The 15075-nt window shown below is 33.7% G+C and carries 18 protein-coding genes; 7 read left to right on the plus strand and 11 right to left on the minus strand.

The features are described from left to right. Position 1: 1 nt before the first annotated feature. Positions 2-571 carry a recombinase family protein gene (locus MKX78_RS12360; RefSeq protein ID WP_000668444.1) on the minus strand — a complete coding sequence of 190 codons (570 nt, stop codon included), beginning with the start codon at positions 569-571 and terminating at the stop codon, positions 2-4. A 319-nt stretch (positions 572-890) separates the two neighbouring features. Between MKX78_RS12360 and MKX78_RS12365 the strand changes: the two genes are divergently transcribed. Continuing rightward, the gene (locus MKX78_RS12365; RefSeq protein WP_000061269.1) at positions 891-1313 is read left to right on the plus strand and encodes a hypothetical protein; all 423 of its coding nucleotides are present in this window, start codon (positions 891-893) and stop codon (positions 1311-1313) included. A 231-nt stretch (positions 1314-1544) separates the two neighbouring features. On the opposite strand, the gene MKX78_RS12370 is transcribed toward MKX78_RS12365, so the two are convergent. The 3 genes from MKX78_RS12370 to MKX78_RS12380 are packed head-to-tail and all read right to left on the minus strand — an operon-like array spanning position 1545 to position 5261. Continuing rightward, positions 1545-2672: a Ger(x)C family spore germination protein gene (locus tag MKX78_RS12370; RefSeq protein WP_307313820.1), complete on the minus strand. Its 1128-nt coding sequence runs from the start codon at positions 2670-2672 to the stop codon at positions 1545-1547. Between the two features lie 4 nt (positions 2673-2676). Further along, complete coding sequence (locus MKX78_RS12375; protein WP_307313818.1) at positions 2677-3771, minus strand: GerAB/ArcD/ProY family transporter; 1095 nt, start codon at positions 3769-3771, stop codon at positions 2677-2679. Positions 3772-3779: 8 nt separating this feature from the next. Further along, positions 3780-5261: a spore germination protein gene (locus tag MKX78_RS12380; protein ID WP_307313815.1), complete on the minus strand. Its 1482-nt coding sequence runs from the start codon at positions 5259-5261 to the stop codon at positions 3780-3782. A gap of 838 nt (positions 5262-6099) precedes the next feature. On the opposite strand from MKX78_RS12380, the gene MKX78_RS12385 reads away from it, so the two are divergent. The 3 genes from MKX78_RS12385 to MKX78_RS12395 all read left to right on the plus strand — a co-directional run bounded on the left by MKX78_RS12385 (position 6100) and on the right by MKX78_RS12395 (position 7031). Then, positions 6100-6420 carry a hypothetical protein gene (locus tag MKX78_RS12385; protein WP_307313810.1) on the plus strand — a complete coding sequence of 107 codons (321 nt, stop codon included), beginning with the start codon at positions 6100-6102 and terminating at the stop codon, positions 6418-6420. A gap of 111 nt (positions 6421-6531) precedes the next feature. Continuing rightward, a complete protein-coding gene (locus MKX78_RS12390) occupies positions 6532-6705 on the plus strand; it encodes a hypothetical protein (RefSeq protein WP_163170603.1) in 174 nt (57 codons plus the stop codon). 50 nt (positions 6706-6755) lie between these two features. Further along, a complete protein-coding gene (locus MKX78_RS12395) occupies positions 6756-7031 on the plus strand; it encodes a DUF3784 domain-containing protein (protein WP_180213936.1) in 276 nt (91 codons plus the stop codon). Between the two features lie 876 nt (positions 7032-7907). Here MKX78_RS12395 and MKX78_RS12400 read toward each other — a convergent pair. From MKX78_RS12400 to MKX78_RS12430, 7 genes are all read right to left on the minus strand, one after another. Next, positions 7908-8060 (minus strand): hypothetical protein, encoded by a 153-nt coding sequence (locus tag MKX78_RS12400; protein WP_307313809.1) that lies wholly within the window; start codon positions 8058-8060, stop codon positions 7908-7910. A gap of 314 nt (positions 8061-8374) precedes the next feature. Continuing rightward, positions 8375-8833, minus strand: a complete 459-nt coding sequence (locus MKX78_RS12405; RefSeq protein WP_307313808.1) for a DinB family protein — start codon at positions 8831-8833, stop codon at positions 8375-8377. A gap of 54 nt (positions 8834-8887) precedes the next feature. Next, the gene (locus MKX78_RS12410) at positions 8888-9262 is read right to left on the minus strand and encodes a VOC family protein (protein ID WP_307313806.1); all 375 of its coding nucleotides are present in this window, start codon (positions 9260-9262) and stop codon (positions 8888-8890) included. A 12-nt stretch (positions 9263-9274) separates the two neighbouring features. After that, entirely contained in the window at positions 9275-9901 is a 627-nt protein-coding gene (locus MKX78_RS12415) for an NUDIX hydrolase (protein ID WP_307313804.1), read from the minus strand. A gap of 15 nt (positions 9902-9916) precedes the next feature. Continuing rightward, a complete protein-coding gene (locus tag MKX78_RS12420; RefSeq protein ID WP_307313803.1) occupies positions 9917-10396 on the minus strand; it encodes an NUDIX domain-containing protein in 480 nt (159 codons plus the stop codon). 22 nt (positions 10397-10418) lie between these two features. Beyond that, a complete protein-coding gene (locus tag MKX78_RS12425; protein WP_307313802.1) occupies positions 10419-11195 on the minus strand; it encodes a hypothetical protein in 777 nt (258 codons plus the stop codon). A gap of 28 nt (positions 11196-11223) precedes the next feature. Further along, positions 11224-12111, minus strand: a complete 888-nt coding sequence (locus MKX78_RS12430; protein ID WP_307313800.1) for a hypothetical protein — start codon at positions 12109-12111, stop codon at positions 11224-11226. 341 nt (positions 12112-12452) lie between these two features. Here MKX78_RS12430 and MKX78_RS12435 point away from each other — a divergent pair, with 341 nt between their 5' ends. The 3 genes from MKX78_RS12435 to MKX78_RS12445 all read left to right on the plus strand — a co-directional run bounded on the left by MKX78_RS12435 (position 12453) and on the right by MKX78_RS12445 (position 15043). After that, on the plus strand, positions 12453-12632 hold the full coding sequence (locus MKX78_RS12435; RefSeq protein WP_307313798.1) for a hypothetical protein: 180 nt from the start codon (positions 12453-12455) through the stop codon (positions 12630-12632). Positions 12633-12896: 264 nt separating this feature from the next. After that, the gene (locus MKX78_RS12440; protein WP_307313796.1) at positions 12897-13658 is read left to right on the plus strand and encodes a SurA N-terminal domain-containing protein; all 762 of its coding nucleotides are present in this window, start codon (positions 12897-12899) and stop codon (positions 13656-13658) included. 431 nt (positions 13659-14089) lie between these two features. Further along, positions 14090-15043: a calcium/sodium antiporter gene (locus tag MKX78_RS12445; RefSeq protein ID WP_095373243.1), complete on the plus strand. Its 954-nt coding sequence runs from the start codon at positions 14090-14092 to the stop codon at positions 15041-15043. The last annotated feature ends 32 nt before the right edge of the window (positions 15044-15075 follow it).

The following is a 15075-nucleotide window of genomic DNA, read 5'->3' on the forward strand; positions in this document are numbered from 1 at the left end:
GTTATACCTCCTTGCCAGATTTTTCTTTCGTTCCTAAGTAACGATATAACGTTGTTGCTCCTATTCCTGTGGCTTCTTTAATTTGAGATAAGGAGTAGTCTTTACTTTCATACATCTTCATGGCAAGCATGATTTTTTTAGGTTCAACCTTCGGTCTACCTCCATTTCTTCCCCTAGCTCTAGCAGCTACCAGTCCATCTTTAGTTCGTTCACTAATGATGTCCCGTTCTAATTCGGCTATGCTGGCTAACATTCTGAAAAAGAATCGCCCCATAGCTGTTGTTGTGTCAATTTTATCTTGAATAGACACGAAATGAATTCCCTTAGCTTCAAACTGCTCCATGAGTTCAATTAAATGTTTGGTACTTCGACTGATACGATCTAATTTGTAGACAACTACTGTGTCGCCCTTACGCAGAACTTTAAGTAGCTCGTCCAATTGAGGACGGTTTTTCCTCTTACCTGATTCTTTTTCTTCAAAAATCTGTTCCACTTCATAATGGTTCAAAGCATCCAGTTGTAATGACAATGACTGATCTTGCGTACTTACCCGTGCATATCCAAATTTCAACACAAATCCCCCCTTACTTAATACATTTACTATACCAAAAAGGGTATTTAAATAGATATATTAGTAATTTGATTTTGGTTATATTTTTGGTTATGTGTTTTAAGTAGTTTTTGAATATTTTTAGATAATCTCTTTTCTACAACCAAAAACGGTCGTTTTTGGTATTTTTTTATATAGAGGAAATGGATATTTATGTTAAGATATATAGGAGATTGTGAAAAGGTGTACTTACACTAACGGACAGACGTTACTTGAAGAAGCTTTGAATAAACAATGAGGGAATATATGAAAGTCACCCAATAACAAGGAGTTTATGAAAATGAGTATGGCAACCTATATTGGTTTAAATTTTGCATTAAAACTTAATAAATATTATACAGAGGATGAAGTTGAAATTGGTTATGTTTTTTCAGATGAAGAAAGTCGTAATGTAGTTAAGCAGAAGCATTTTACTACGCCCTATATTTATGAAGTTTCTGAAAATGGTCATCCTATTTGGCAAATGAATGAATTTCAAAAGATTCATTCACCACATAACTACGAAAAATCCAAAAAGACTTTTCTCTATTTATGTAACCTACTAAAAGAGTTACTTCCACAAGGTGATTATTGTGAAATCTATATTTGTTGGTTGGGTGAAGAAGATGAAGAGCGTGAGGATGAGTTGAAAATTGATTTAAATAATCTACAAATTGAAACAATAGATATTTATGAAAAATGCTTTATCCGAATAGAAAACTAAAGGCTCATCTCATTCGGCTTAAATGAAGAAATAGAATTTATTATTTTAGATGTATTGATTACGTTTCCAGATTATGTTGTAGAAGAATTTCATTTTGACTTGGAAGAAAATGAAGAAGTGGAAGTAGTCTGTCCTTTTTGCAATGGTACCATGCGACAAAAAAGACCCAGTGAATAATCAACACTTGGGTCGTGGTTAAGTCGAGTTAGCGATTTTGTTCCTAAAAACATGTTAATCAACTGATCCAGTTCGCTTAATTTCTACCTTTATATTTGGTTTTATCTTTAGTGCTGAATATTTTTGTCTTAAATCTCCCTCAGTTAAATGGGAATATTTTCTAACACTTCTTATTTTTCTTCCGATGCCAATGGGATCCGTATTTAAATTTTTTAATTCCTCAAGTATATATCCAAATTCTTTGTTTAGGGCTTCACCAATTAGTTGCTCCATTTTGTTTAGTGAATCTTTATTTTTCACAGAAATAGATGGTTGAAATTCTAATGTTGAAACGGAAATCGTTGCATTTAAATGAACCAATTCTTCGTTCTTTATTTCAATGTTTCCTTTGTACTTTATTGGATGAAGTGTAATCTTATAAATATCACTTTTAGGAAGGTTGAGTTCGGCCATCCCCCTTTTCTCTAGTTCTTCAGCAGCAATCTCTACAGTTATATCACCTAAAAATGCCTTATTATTTGTGAATAATTTTATGTAAAGGGTGTTTATCAACGAAATAGACCCAACAATTTTATCTTCTTTGAATAATGCAACACTATCTATAGAAGGTGCTACCCCATTTGCATTTTTTATAATGGGTAGGGTAGGATCGATACCAATTTCATATTGTGTGGTTATAAAATCATGTAAGTTGGAGTTGACTAACATTTCTTTCTTTTCGTGTTTATCCAATAGTTGATAAATATAGGATCCCATTTCGGGATATTCTTCATAGTTTGTATTGTTAATCGTCTCCTCAGCATTATCAGTAATGGCCAAAAAGATTAAAGAACTGATAATGCTATCTCGTTGCATTGTATCCAGAAAAGAAGAAATTCCTGTTTCTGCCATATTTTTATTAAACAGTATGGTCCTTAATTGACCAGACGTAATGTCATGGCTTGTCTGTTCCTCTAGTTTTTGTCTGATTTGTTTACTAGTCGTTCCGTCAGCAGAAAGGGTTACACTCGTCTTTTCTTCTTTTCGGTCAAATTGTAACAAACTGATAGTGCCTTTGTATGTATTGTCATCAAGCAAGTCAAAACCAATAATCGTTGAAATCCCTTGCATTTCTATTATTTTTTCAGGGGCCATACATGCAGTACAAAGAAGAGAACACAGCAGAATAACAATTTTTTTCATTCTTTCAACTCCGTCTGGAACGAGTATTGATTTTTGATTTTATAATGGTTATTCCATACAAGAAAATCGGATAGATAAACCACAGGAAAAATCCTATTTTGCCAATTTGATCAAAAAAATAATTATTATCTACTCTTTTAGTAATTAAAAAACTGCAGATAAAAAGGATAATGGAGATGAGCCATATTCCATATTTCTGTTTTATATAAAAAATCTGTTTAATACCCTTGGAAGAAATATATAGAGTGATACATAGGTTTGGAAAAATAACTAAAATCCATAATGGAACCGCAACAAATTCAAAGCGCTCAATAAATGGAAAATGGACCGTGCTAATCATGCTGACAACAGGCCATACATTCTTCTCTAATTCTTTCGCGCTAAAAAATAAAATAGAAACAACAGTTGTTATTAAAACAAGAATGGTCGTAAACCAGACAGCTATTTGACTAAACAGCTGTAGTTTATTTTTCTCCTTTATAAATGGAAAAATAAAAAGTAAAGTCTCGAAACCTAACATTGTATAACTGCTCTTGAAAACTCCTTTCATAATTTCTGAAGGAGTTGTCGTCATAATAGGTAAAATCCTAGTTAGGTTTATGGTTTGAAGTGGTTGGTACACAACAAATAGCAGCCATATAGTCAATAAAAAGGATAAGAAACAAACACCGGTCACTACTCTAAATCCGCTGGATACAGCATAAATGGATAATATTAATAAAGCCAATACTCCGACCCATTCATAGACACCTTCATATCCCCATGTTAGTGACAACTCGACATAACTAATGGTGATCGAATAATTTACGGCAATAAAGTAAATGACAATAAGGAAGTTAAAAATACTACCAATCAAGCGTCCGAATATATGTTCATGAATTTCAAAAAGAGTATCACCTTCATTTTTTTTTAGGATAGAAATCATTAACCATGTAATCAAGCTAACGAATAAACCAGATAGTAAAATGGATATCCAAGCATCTTTTTTTGATTCTAGATACATAATTCTTGGAACTCCAAGAATTCCCATACCAATTTGCGAAGTGTGTATAATATAAAACGCCATAAAGGCGTTAACAAAACGTATATTTGATTTCATTTTGCACCTCAAAATTCATCTAAATCTGTTATATTTCTTAATCGCTCCTTTAGGCGAATGGAGTCTTTTGGTCGATTTACTAACGGCCGCCTCATATAAAAATGGTGGGGGAGACGTATTAAAAAATATTGCAAATCTTTCATTCTTAGCGGATATAGAGGTGCAAGATAAGGTTTATTTAAAGAAGTTAATTTTAACAAGTGAACCATTAGAATACATATACCGAAAATGATTCCATTTAACCCCCAAACACCTGCTAAAATAATGATTGGAAATCTAGCAATTCTGACTGCAGTGCCCATTTCATAAATAGGAGCCGAAAATGCCCCTATTGCACTAAATGCAACAATGATAATTAAAATATTGCTAGTTAACCCTGCCTCAACCGTTGCTTGGCCAATGACAATACCTCCTACAATTCCCATTGTTTGTCCTACTTTTGAAGGAAGGCGGGCACCAGCTTCTCTAAGTAACTCAATTAACAATTCTAGTAAGAGTGCTTCTAATAAGGGCGGAAAAGGAACTTGTGAACGTGATTGTCCAATGATAATTAACAATTTAGATGGTATGAGTTCAAAATGATAAGTCATGGCAGCCACATAAATGGCTGTTAAAAAAAGAGAACCTACCATAGCAAATAATCGGATAAAACGAATAAATGTACTTAAAGACCATCTCAAATAGATATCTTCTGTTGATTCGAAAAATGAGAAAAAATTAGCAGGACCTATAATCCCTACTGGGCTACCATCTATAAAAACACCAATTCGCCCGTTTAAAATCGAGTAGATGAATCGATCGGGCAGCTCTGTTAATATAAATTGTGGAAATAAAGAGTAATGATTATCTTCTAGGCATTGAGCCAAAACGGAACTGTCAATTATATTATCCGTACTTAATTGTTTAATCCTGTCCTTAAGTGTCTGAAGAGTGTCATCGTTCGCAATATCTTTTATATATACAATTCTTATTTGCTTTTGAACGCGTTCCCCAATCTTTATTTCATCCGTGCACAAATTATAATCATTTAGATTTTGTCTGATTATCTTAACGTTAGAAGTTAATGATTCAGTGAACGAAATTTTAGGTCCATATACTAACGATTCTGTTTCTGCTTTCTCAATAGAGCGTTCAATGGGGTTTGCGCAGTTCACAATGAATGCCTTTTTCTCATCTAAAAAATAAATATAAGCAAATCCATTTAATAGGGAAGAGATTACCTCTTGTTCCTCTAAATTTACCTTTATTTCTTCTATAGGTATGTTTTTCATTAAATAGGTGTAATGTAAGTATTCTATAGAAAGTTCTTCAATATATTTAATGACATATTCATTTAGAATCTCTGGCTTAATTAAATTCTTCATGAAAATAATATGAATCCCCTCTTGTCCAACTTCAAGCTTTCGACACATCAAATCGGGTGATTCATTAAGAATGGATTTAATTTTTTCATAACCTGGGAAGTTATCATTATTATGACGCTCTGTCATTCGTAACATATCCTTTAACCGTTTTTAATAGTGTCTGTAAAAACAATTAATTTATACAGAATATGGACAGAGGGTCAGTGAATCATTACATCATCTTGGACAGCGTTAAACATTATCGTGTCTAGATTAAGTTGATTTTACTTATATAGTAATGCTTCATCCTTATTCAACGGGAGCGATTGTTCAATAGAGCAGTCGCTTCTTTCGCTAACTAGTTAGTGGAAGAAGGGATTATCATTTCGGAAGAATAGTCCAGAAATGGTAATAGTTCATGAAAAGAATAGTAATAGTATTTGTTGGATTACTCTTAGTAGGATGGCCACGGATGCGAATGTTCAACACGGATATTTAGCTATTGATGAGGATTGGTCAGTATTGCGTTTCAAATCCGTTAATAATAATAAGAAGATGACTAGAAAAGTGCGGTAACTGAAAAAGGCAAACAGCGAATTGGAAAGTAGTTAGTTAATGCCAAGTAAATTAGATGTACTTCTGTAAGACAAAGTTATTTGCTGCGCAGTACAAATATACTATTCAACAGATAAGTTGAAGTAGCTGATAATAAAAACGTCGTTTTCTTATCTGTTAAGAAAGCGACGTTTCTTTGTGACTTTTAAAATTTGAACAGTTGAGTTGGTGAACAATATCCTGAAATATTCAGTAGCCAGATTGCGGGATTTCGTTAGTGAACAATATCCGGCGAATATTCAACAAGGTTTACGATCAGTGGCGGAGCTGGTCGTTTTGTTTTTGTTAAAGATCAGAGCAGTTTGGTAGAAGGAGTATTTGGATTTTTATGGTAAAGTTAAGGGGTTAGTGAGTTTTGGGGGTTGTTTTAATGAAGAGGAAAATTTTAAAAAGACGTTATTATTTCCTAATTTGCGTACTGGCACTTTTTATTCCTACAAGTTTTTCGCCAGAATTATTGATACGCGGAAATCTCTTATTACGGTTTCATCCAATACAAACTTTAATTGCTGACATTGACGAACGTGGATATGACCAACAATACGATAGTTATATGTACGAGGTAGATGGATATTCACCTCACGAATGGCTTAAGCCCGAAGTATTGAGAGGAATGTACGGGAACATGTGGTACTTAAAAAAAACTGACTTTGGATTTTATTATGTAATAAAAGGTGGTACTACTCCATAACAAAGATTTTTACATTTAGATAAATGGTTAAATTGAAGTAATAGGGGCTTGTATTCTTTTCAACCGTAAAATTTAAATGGAATTTAGGGTTGAGAAAGGAGATTTTCTGTATTGAACATTATCATAAGAGCTTTAGTTGCTGGAATAGTTGCTGTTATTGCTATGTTTTTAATTGATATATTTAAGGTAGAGAATAAGATAGCAAAACTCGCTATTTACTTTATATTTTTCTATTCTTCATACTTTATTATGGATAAGGTTGATAAAAGGAAGAAAAATTTATGATGGTATCACTAACTGGGGCTCATGAAGAAATTATTGTTTAGGAGGATGGGATGGAACTGCCACAATTTGTTCATTTATTTTTGGGAGTAATGTTCTACGTATTCTCTTATTTAATTTGGAACAGAAATTTGTATTATTTAATTCCGTCATTTAAAGAAGAAAGAGTAGTAGATAAACAAAAATTTGTTCGTCACATCGGGGTATTTTCTCTATTATTTGGAACAACGTCAATAATTAAAGCCTTTTTTGATAATTTTCCTTTTATATTTATATGGTTTCTTTTGATTTGGCTTTTGTTGTTATTTGGAAAAAGGTACTATAAATAAAATATAGATGGCTTATTAAACAAACTGCTCGTTAGTTTAACATTACATTATTTGGAAAATGTGAAACCAAAAGAATACGAAGAAAAATATTAAACCCTGATCCTTCTGCTTAGCGTAGAAAAATCAGGGTTTTTATATCCAAAAAATGTCTTAGCGTATAATATCTGCGTTTTGTCGGCAGTACCCCTTTAATGAAACCTTTCCTACAATTGTTTCGTAATATTTATGAAAGGTGTGTTACTGTTAAAATGTAGATTTTTCAACAGCTTTGCTGAAAATTAGTAAACAAACAGGGCATTTTCCAAAAAGGAGGGTTAGTGAATGGCTTATATTGGAGTGGCATTTGCTTTAGCCGTAGCTATTTGGATAGGTTGGAAAGAAGACAAAAAGAAAAAGGTTGAATAAAAATGATAAAAAAACGGGTGCATAACAATTAATAGAAATTTTCATTTGTATTTAGTGAAAATCACCCCAAACGTTGATTAACCACCTTAAGGTGGCTTTTTTCTTAAGAAAAAGGCAGCAAAAGCGGGAGGTGACGAAAGTTTTATTCATGTTTTCATTCGTTCTTTAAAAAGAACGAATCGTCCGTGCCTTATCACTGTTTCTTAACATGTATAATATACTAGGCCAACAAAAGCACAAAGAAAAAGCCAAATTCCACATGGGTTCTGGTTTTTGTAACTGCCAATATTGTGACGTTATGTCTACTAGATTGTATAGGTGCTGTATATTTATTTGTCAAGAAATACTCTTGTTTTATTAGAATCAGATGCTATGTAAAATGTAATAAAATATAATCGATAAACATAATAAAATAATAAGGATAATTTGAATGCAAACTCCAATTATACTAAGGATTCTACCCCTTGATGCTCATTTAGTTTCTTCAATGTATTCCCTGTCTTTCATTACCTTTGAAGAAGTCAAAATCCCGAATACTCCAACTATAATCCCGATATATGGTAATAATATAGACGTTACTCCTAATATCATGGGTAAACGACTTTGTTTAAATGTAGAATCCAAAAATAGTTCCTCCTATAGAATAATAATATTATTCATTTTATTCTACTCAAATTGGATTAAAACGAGTTTATTATAAAAAATAATTCATTCATAAGGGAATAACCATAAAAAAAATACATACGGAACTTTTGAACTTGATATGGGTTAGCGACTACCTATTAAAAGTCTCTTAAATCATTATTTCAATTAATAGTAAAAACCAGCTAATCCCTAGACAGTACATTAGCTGGATTTTGTTATAAATACATAGATGTAAAAGGAGCACACTCCTTCCTCCGAAAATGCGCCCTATTCTCTAATAAGAACTAAATTTATCAATTGTTATTTTTAATTAAAATTTGATTGTGAATATGGTGTTCCATATGCGAAAGATAATCTTGAATAAGCCACTCGAGTGTCTCATGTTGATTATTGCCTATGTCACAAAGTTTAGATAGGCTTTCGCTAGGAACATTTTTAACAATAGTGAGAATTTGCTTATTTAATGTCTGAAAAAGGTTTACTATTTCACCCAGCGGTCTATCTTGATAATTCTGAACCTTTACCCATTGATCTTGATTATATGATTGAATAACATACACTTGTTCTTCATACTGAATTTTTATAAACCTTTGAATATTATTTATCGCAGAGTCACATAAATGTCCTAAAATTTCTTTTTTAGACCATTTATTTGGTAATGGTCGATTAGAAATTTCTAATTCTGACATAGAATTATACTCATCTGGTAATGTTTTTATCCAATGATTGATCCCCTCAACTACTTTTTGCATGTTTCTCTTCCCTCTAAAATTTTTATAAGACGAATATTCAACTGTACTAGAGGTCTATCCTTTTGAAGTTACCCGTATATAATATCCATCTGGGTCAATGACTCTAAAATCAGTTGCCCCCCAACTTTGGTGTTTAATAGGAGTTTCTATGACTTTTGGTGCGACTTTTGTGATTTGCTCGTAATAATCATTGACGTCATCCACACTTAGAATCAACTCAACGCCCACTCCCTTATTTGCTAAATTCCTTTTTCTGAAGTAATGGTCCTCGTCTAGAATGGATTCTCCTGTGAGTAAGAGAAAAGTATCCTCATTCTTAAACAAGGCACTATTCTCCCCTTGTTTCATAAGGCTACATCCTAATATTTCTTGATAAAAATGAATCGACTGGTGCAAGTCTATTACAAATAATTCAATTTTGAAAGCCATCAACTACCTCCTTTATTTTACTAGTAATGGTTGAATCAGTCTGATGACATCTTGATAAAACGAAGGCGGATGCGGAACAAAGTGTGCTTGAGTGATATTAGTGTTCAGCTCATCACTTTGCCTAGGATCTAAGATAGATCGGTCTATAATGGGAATCGTATCTTGTTCCCCCACCCATAATCGGCAAAAATCAGTCCATTTTACTTTAACCAAGCCGGCTACTTCTTCTTCTTGAAGAGAAAATTGATCCCAGTTGAATAATCCACGATATAAAAAAACATGTGCATGCTCTCTATCTTTCATCTTTTCGGTTTCAATGGCATAGCGAAGCATACCAATTGAGGAAAGTTGTTTTATAGAGACATTGATGCCTAGCTCTTCCTCTACTTCCCTAACTCCATCTTCAATGGTTTCATCCGCTAATAAATGCCCTGCAGCAGTAATATCTAGCAAATTAGGATAATCTTTCTTTTGCGCACTTCTGATCTGTAAAATGAGGTAGTCTGTTTCTCCTTCCTGACTTAGTAGCCAACAATGAAAGACTTCATGCCAATAGCCATTGTCGTGCGCGTCGTCTCTTGTTGCTATACCAATTTCGTTATAATGTTCATCAAAGATTTTCAAGAATTCTTTAGTCATGTATGCCGTCCTTTCCTACAACCAATCTTCTAGTACACTCCAAGTAATAGTGGGTTTGCCGTTGTCTGATTTCATTGTGCCGGTATAGATTAATTCATTTTCCAGGTGTTCATTATAATGACTGGCAATGGCCCTCGACGTTTCAGAAACGTTTTCTCTTTCCAAATTTTTCATCCTGATCCAGCACAATTCTCCCTCCTCACCTGAAATAATTGGTCCATTCTCCTTTAAGCTTGCAAAAAAGACATATTGAACCCTTATCTCATTTTCATCTGCTTTTAATCTATGGACAATATACCTTAACTGTAGTTTTTCTAAAATAAGTCCAGTCTCTTCCTGCACTTCTCTTATAATCGCTCGTTCTGGGTCATTTAGCTCATCTGGCTCCATATGACCACCGATTGGAACGAGTTTCCCTGGAAGAAATGCGTGCGTGGAAGGTTTTTGTAATAGTAAAACTTCACCATTTCGATTGGTTAAAAACGCAACGGCCATTTGCCTTAACCTCACTCAGTAATCACTTCACTTCCCAATTGACTTTTATTCTCCCTTTTAAATCTGAACCGGTTACGAAAACACGATATTGACCTGTTGTATCTGCTGTAAGATAGATTTGAAAATTGTTCACGTCTTGATCGATTGCCTCTATCATCTGATAAGACACATCTTGATTTTTTTCGTCTAAAATATAATAACCATAGCCACCCTCATTTTCAGGTAAAAATTGAATGGTTATGTAGACTATCTCACCACGGGCAAGTGAAATAGGAATAGGGTGCATACCATTAAAATGAGTAAATTGAGCAGAAAATGAGTTTTCTGACGTTTGTTCATGCCAGTCTTTCTTCTCTGTATAATCTATGGTGGATAATGCAACTAACATGGGAAAAAGTAGAACAATTACCCATAGCTTTTTATGATAGTGTTTCACGATTTTATAGCAAAAGAAAAAGATAACAGCTATAAATGCAGCGAAAACACCTGCGAAAAAGGTAAAAAAGCTGATTCCCGTAAGAGGAAAGAAAGCTATAAAGCCAGCGACTGTATAAAAGATGGTCTGAGCTGATATGGATAAAGATAATTTAATCGAAAACCCGTCAATGACCACAGCAACAAGTAGAGCATAAATGATGCAGTAAAGATAAACCCATGACTGATATGACTGCTTCCATGCGTATAAATCAAAACCAACACTACTTAGAAGGAAAACATTTAGTAGAATAAGTAAGCAAGTGAGTGTAGTTAATAGATTCATAATATATGATAGAATGGATTGGTTTTTATCCGTGTTCATATGTACAACCCCTATGAAGCAAAAGATTTTATTGAAAAATCTGTAATTTCTGCTGATTATTAATGGCAATAATGCCTATCCATTGTTGTTTAGCTACAGCAAAATTCAACTGATCGTCTCCCCAATCCCAAGAAGGGTTCCATACCCCCTCCGTTGTAATTGTTTTATGTAGGTAAACAATATTTTCTTCTACAAGATTGCGATATTGATGATATAGAAGGTCCTCTTTATTATGAATTAAATCTAGTGGTAGTGCGCCATAACTTTTCCCCCATGTATCTGGTAATTTGTTCATCGCTCCCTCTGCTAGTTGATGGATTTTAGCAAGCACTTTTTTGGAATCACCCATTTTGTCCTGTAATAAGTTAGCTGCCTTCTGATAATTATTAATCTCATGAAACCCCATGTCTTCCGCTTGCTGCAGATAGGTGAAGGCTTTTGCAATTACTTGCCATCCCAACTTATTTGCTTCACTCTCCTCGTTCGACCAATGTATCAAATAGGCAGCTAATTCAACTGATGGATTATACATCCACCTAGATTGAACATCTTTTGTATATTGCCAATGAGGGGCATGGGGATAAAGGTTATGTTCTGGTGTTACTGTGAGCCAAAGTTCCGCTTCTCTATTATAAGAAAGTAATAAATAGTTGACGAGATTCCTTACCATCTTTTCATCCTTAGTCGCATTCACTTCTATTAATTGTTGGCACGCTGACCATGTAGCAATAGCCGAAGAATCTGGCAGCCAGAAATCGGGTTCCAATCCATTGCCGAAACCTCCATCTTCGTTTTGGTAGGACGCTAAATACTGAATGACCCTTTCTCGTGACCCTCCATCAAATAGGTATTCCCATCGTGCCAATTCAAGTGGACGAGCATTACGCTGCATCCAAATCTTCGTTTTTTTATTCATCCTGTCTCCTCCTTAATCTTAGCGTCTTGAATAGAGCTCGTTAGTCAAGATTAGAAAACTGACCACGGCTACTGGCATATCTTGATGAGAGCTGTTTAAACTTTGTTCACCGTTTTCTATTGCCTCTTTTCCTTCTGCCATTGTTTCATCTAAGGAACTAGATGAAGAATCATTATATTCACTAAACGCGTCAGCAATATATCGTGAATAATGAAAGCATCACTAATATTCGATATCATTTTGCGCCTTATCATTCATTCTTTTGCTTAAGCTTCATAGATAGTAGAACCCTTCCATATAATTATAGAAGAATACATTCTAACTTAGGAGGTCTATTAGCAATGAATTTGTTAGGTATTATTACTTTTCTCTTATTAATTATTGCTGTTGATTATTTTTACTTTGATAGGGATAGAAAAAGATGGGGTTGGTTGAAATGTGCAAGTCGCGCAAAGAAAGCAATTTGCATATCCTCTATCCTTCTACTTTCTATCATATCTTATCTAGGTTTAAGTATGTGATATTCCCTCTGAAAATTCTTATAATTTTTGTTACTTTTGTAATAAAAGAACAGGCATTTTTTCCTTTTTAATATGAAAAGAATGGCTAATCTCTTGTTTTGCTGGTATCATATGTAAATAGTTAAAATTTTTATTGATTTTTCAATTTGATTACATCGCATAATTGGAGGGTCTATTGGTTTCTTTTTAGCCAAACATACTATATAATGCGCACTAGATGATTTTAATCAAAAAATCATTCTGCTTGCAGGAAGGAGATTGATTATGAAGAAATGGAAAGTTTTATTAATGACAAGTTTGATGGTGCTTTTCTTAGCCGCTTGTGGAGGAGACGAAGAAGCAAAAGATGCTGAGAAGAAGGACGAAGGGCAAAACACTGAACTATCTGCTGAAGATAAGAAAAAACAAGAAGAAATGCAGAAGAAATTAGACGAACAAATGGTTGAGGATGATTCAACTGTTGCTGTAGTGAATGATGAAAAAATCTTAGGTGTTGATTATAATTTGACACTTACTACACTACAAGGGCAAATGCAACAAATGGGTCAAGACCCAACCACTAAAGAAACATCTGAACAAATGAAGACTCAAGTAATTGATAGCCTTGTTGGACAAGCACTTATCCTTCAAGAAGCAGATAAAAAAGGGATTAAAGCTTCTGAAGAAGATATCAATGAACAATTTGAGCAGACAAAAGGTCAGTTTGAAGATGAAAAAGCCTTTGCAGCTGCTCTAGAACAATCTAAATTAGATGAAAAAGAATTAAAAGCACAAATCGCTGATAGCATTCAATTCAACCAATACGTTGAAAAAGAAGTACCTACTGGCGAAGTATCAGAAGATGAAATCAAAAAAGCGTATGAAGAAGTAAAAACACAAAGTGAAGGTGCCGATCAAGAAGTGCCAAAACTTGAAGATGTAGAAGAACAAATTAAAGCATCTATCCAACAGCAAAAACAACAAGAAGTACTTGCTCAACATGTTGATGACTTGAAAGAAAAAGGGAAAGTTGATATTAAGATTTAATGTTCCTCCCCATCCAAACTTCATTTGGATGGGGTTTTTTGATGGTTATTTTAGTCTTTAAAAGAACATTATGTTTCAATTATAAAAAGCCTCAAGCTAGCGTAATAGACAAATTTTTGCATTCGTCTTGCTCAAGAAAACAATTGCATTATACTCTTGGCGCTCGGATTTTAAAATGGGCATAATCATGTTTTCCTCCTTCTACAGGGTAGCAAATGCAATTACAAAAGCAAACAGAGATCATATTTTTAAAGATATTATACAATTTTTTGACGTGCCCAATTTGATTATTTTTTTCATCAGAAGGATATTTTTTATATTAATTACCCAATGCTATATTTTAATCCCCTCCGAAAGAGGGTATGAATAGGAGTGGGGAGAAAAGAATAAGAAATAAACTATACATAAAAGAAAATGAAGGAGTACTTATGATGACTTATATTTTATTACTTGTTGGATTCGCATTATTGATTAAAGGGGCTGATCTTTTTGTTGACGGTTCTTCCAACATTGCTAGGTTGTTAAGAGTCCCGCCCATTTTAATTGGGTTAACGATTGTGGCATTTGGTACAAGTTCACCTGAGGCTACTGTTAGTATTATTGCGGCACTTGAAGGAAGTGCAGATGTTTCACTAGGGAATGTACTTGGAAGCAATATCTTTAATATCACACTTGTGGTCGGTGTTACAGCCTTTTTATATCCATTGAAAGTACAAAGTGAAACCATAAAAAAAGAAATCCCTTTCACATTACTTGCAAGTGTTACTTTGCTCATTCTTATGAGTGATGTGGCATTACAGGGTTTTGATAGTAATTTACTTACTCGTAGTGATGGTCTTGTCTTTTTATTATTTTTATCTATATTTCTGTACTATGTCATTGAAATTGGTCTAAAAAGTAGGCAGAATAAAGAAAATATAACTACTCCTAAAGACATTACGTGGGGTAAAAATATATTCATTTCGATTTTAGGTCTGGCGGCCATTATTTTTGGTGGGAATTTGGTCGTTAACAATGGGACAGAAATTGCGTACTCCCTCGGTATGAGTGAAACATTAGTAGGGTTAACAATTGTTGCAATAGGGACCTCTCTACCGGAGCTAGTAACTTCAATTACTGCAGCGTTAAAAAAAGAGAGCGAAATCGCTTTGGGTAATATTGTAGGTAGTAATATTTTTAATATTTTATTTGTACTTGGTGCCTCGGCAACCATCTCACCATTAGCCGTAAATGATAAAGTCTTTATTGATGTCATTCTTATGATAATCTTAACGATTGTTCTATTTATATTCTCGCGGACCAGTTTTAAAATCGGTAAAAGAGAAGGGTTCATTCTCGCTGTCGCGTACATTATTTATTTGGTTTATATTATTATTCGTAATTAAAAAATGCTATAAAATAATTGAATGTGCATGAT

It is taken from the genome of Cytobacillus sp. FSL R5-0569 (assembly GCF_038007265.1).
Taxonomy (GTDB): Bacteria; Bacillota; Bacilli; order Bacillales; family Cytobacillaceae; genus Cytobacillus; species Cytobacillus kochii.

What these genes read in the sequence shown, in the direction of transcription:
- MKX78_RS12395 (WP_180213936.1), top strand. Translation starts at nt 6,756, where the DNA reads ATGGAACTGCCACAATTTGTTCATTTATTTTTGGGAGTAATGTTCTAC.
- MKX78_RS12435 (WP_307313798.1), top strand. Translation starts at nt 12,453, where the DNA reads ATGAATTTGTTAGGTATTATTACTTTTCTCTTATTAATTATTGCTGTT.
- MKX78_RS12380 (WP_307313815.1), bottom strand. Translation starts at nt 5,261, where the DNA reads ATGACAGAGCGTCATAATAATGATAACTTCCCAGGTTATGAAAAAATT.
- MKX78_RS12440 (WP_307313796.1), top strand. Translation starts at nt 12,897, where the DNA reads ATGAAGAAATGGAAAGTTTTATTAATGACAAGTTTGATGGTGCTTTTC.
- MKX78_RS12385 (WP_307313810.1), top strand. Translation starts at nt 6,100, where the DNA reads ATGAAGAGGAAAATTTTAAAAAGACGTTATTATTTCCTAATTTGCGTA.
- MKX78_RS12375 (WP_307313818.1), bottom strand. Translation starts at nt 3,771, where the DNA reads ATGAAATCAAATATACGTTTTGTTAACGCCTTTATGGCGTTTTATATT.
- MKX78_RS12445 (WP_095373243.1), top strand. Translation starts at nt 14,090, where the DNA reads ATGACTTATATTTTATTACTTGTTGGATTCGCATTATTGATTAAAGGG.
- MKX78_RS12405 (WP_307313808.1), bottom strand. Translation starts at nt 8,833, where the DNA reads ATGCAAAAAGTAGTTGAGGGGATCAATCATTGGATAAAAACATTACCA.
- MKX78_RS12415 (WP_307313804.1), bottom strand. Translation starts at nt 9,901, where the DNA reads ATGACTAAAGAATTCTTGAAAATCTTTGATGAACATTATAACGAAATT.
- MKX78_RS12420 (WP_307313803.1), bottom strand. Translation starts at nt 10,396, where the DNA reads ATGGCCGTTGCGTTTTTAACCAATCGAAATGGTGAAGTTTTACTATTA.
- MKX78_RS12365 (WP_000061269.1), top strand. Translation starts at nt 891, where the DNA reads ATGAGTATGGCAACCTATATTGGTTTAAATTTTGCATTAAAACTTAAT.
- MKX78_RS12425 (WP_307313802.1), bottom strand. Translation starts at nt 11,195, where the DNA reads ATGAACACGGATAAAAACCAATCCATTCTATCATATATTATGAATCTA.
- MKX78_RS12410 (WP_307313806.1), bottom strand. Translation starts at nt 9,262, where the DNA reads ATGGCTTTCAAAATTGAATTATTTGTAATAGACTTGCACCAGTCGATT.
- MKX78_RS12370 (WP_307313820.1), bottom strand. Translation starts at nt 2,672, where the DNA reads ATGAAAAAAATTGTTATTCTGCTGTGTTCTCTTCTTTGTACTGCATGT.
- MKX78_RS12430 (WP_307313800.1), bottom strand. Translation starts at nt 12,111, where the DNA reads ATGAATAAAAAAACGAAGATTTGGATGCAGCGTAATGCTCGTCCACTT.